Genomic DNA, 1,286 nt, shown 5'->3' with positions numbered 1-1,286 from the left:
AGGGGGATTGTTGATAATAATCGTAACCTAATTGGTGGTAAGCAGATCTTGTATGGAGATAATGCCGCTAAGGGGGGAACGAAGTTGTTGAACCAGTTTAATAGTGCAGAAAGCCTCATTCAAGGGGCACAGTCCACCTTTGGAAAAGCACTAAAGCATGGTGAGTTGCAAGGTTTTGTTAAAGGTAATGCTGACGCTATTTTTAAATCGATAACCAATGGAGGAACCGCACTACCCTCTGGTGCAATGCAAATGTCAAATGGGAATATTATTAGGATGTATAATGCTACTTCGACTGGCGCTCCAACTATATTCATAAATACTCCTTCTCAGATTTACAAAATAAGAATTACACCATGACAGAATTTGAAAGCCATATAGAGTTTTATAGATTATACTGGCATCAACATTTTTCAAAAGTTGTTCCAGAGGATAATTGGGGAGATAGTAAACTTGCGGAAGAATATTTGCAAAAATATTGGCTGCCAGAGCAAGAGTATTTAAGCTTTTGGAAGCGGATACAAGATAAAATTTTCGTTCATGGCAAGACCCTACCAGACTTAATTTATCATTCAGGATTTGAGATGATAGTTGCAAATGGAGGATGTTTGTTTGTAGAAGAAGATTTTAAGCAACTTCAAAAAGCTATGCTGAGTATCGGAGAAATGTATTTCGCAGTTGTTCAAAATACACAAGAATATACAAATGACGAGCCAATGTTCAGGATGAAATTTCCAGTAAATATAACCTGGGATGAACTAACAAGTGGCAACTATATCTCGGCGGTGCTCTTAGAGATGTCTTTAAATGAGTTTTTTGTATTTGGTGAGAATGGAAATTGGGGTAAATATTCTGCAAATGACTATAAACGTCCATTGGATATAATCGGTTTTAAACCTGAATTAGCTCACATTTTTCAAGAACATTTTAGGCAACCGAAGGAAGATCAGGAAGAAATATGGGAGTGGTTGCCACAGGAATATAAAGAACTTATCAAGTAGTATCAAACGCCAGGCTTACAGCTTGGCGTTTTTGTTTTACATTAAAGAAATCTTGCTTGCTTTGATAAAATGGTCAACGGTAGTTAGCAGGCATTCCTTTTTCTTTTCGGGGAGTGTTGCGATATCCTGAAACCGTTTGAGCATAGCAGGGTCTTTAAAAAGGTCGGACTGTTCGTTCTCTCCCAATAGGCAGCCCACCGTCGTATCTAAAATCTTAGCGAGTTTTTTGGCAGCTTCGATAGAAGGTGTCATTTCATCCCTTTCATATTTACCGATAGTGGTATG

3 protein-coding genes are annotated in these 1,286 nt (G+C 38.0%); 2 read left to right on the top strand and 1 reads right to left on the bottom strand.

All coding sequences use genetic code 11. The features are described 5' to 3' along the window. On the top strand, positions 1-360 hold a 360-nt coding region (locus ACL9RF_RS17705), incomplete at its 5' end, for a hypothetical protein (RefSeq protein WP_422801974.1). Further along, positions 357-1,001 (top strand): hypothetical protein, encoded by a 645-nt coding sequence (locus ACL9RF_RS17700; protein ID WP_422801973.1) that lies wholly within the window; start codon positions 357-359, stop codon positions 999-1,001. The genes ACL9RF_RS17705 and ACL9RF_RS17700, both read left to right, overlap by 4 nt. Positions 1,002-1,037: 36 nt before the next feature. Here the strand turns inward: ACL9RF_RS17700 and ACL9RF_RS17695 are convergent. Then, a partial coding sequence (locus tag ACL9RF_RS17695) for a helix-turn-helix domain-containing protein (RefSeq protein WP_422801972.1) occupies positions 1,038-1,286 on the bottom strand: 249 nt, incomplete at its 5' end.

The sequence above is a fragment of the Sphingobacterium sp. Mn56C genome (genome assembly GCF_049319645.1).
Classification (GTDB): Bacteria; Bacteroidota; Bacteroidia; order Sphingobacteriales; family Sphingobacteriaceae; genus Sphingobacterium.
This window is presented reverse-complemented; position numbering and strand designations above follow the sequence as displayed.

Excerpts from the sequence above, each read along its gene's own strand:
- ACL9RF_RS17700 (WP_422801973.1), top strand. The coding sequence starts at position 357 with ATGACAGAATTTGAAAGCCATATAGAGTTTTATAGATTATACTGGCAT.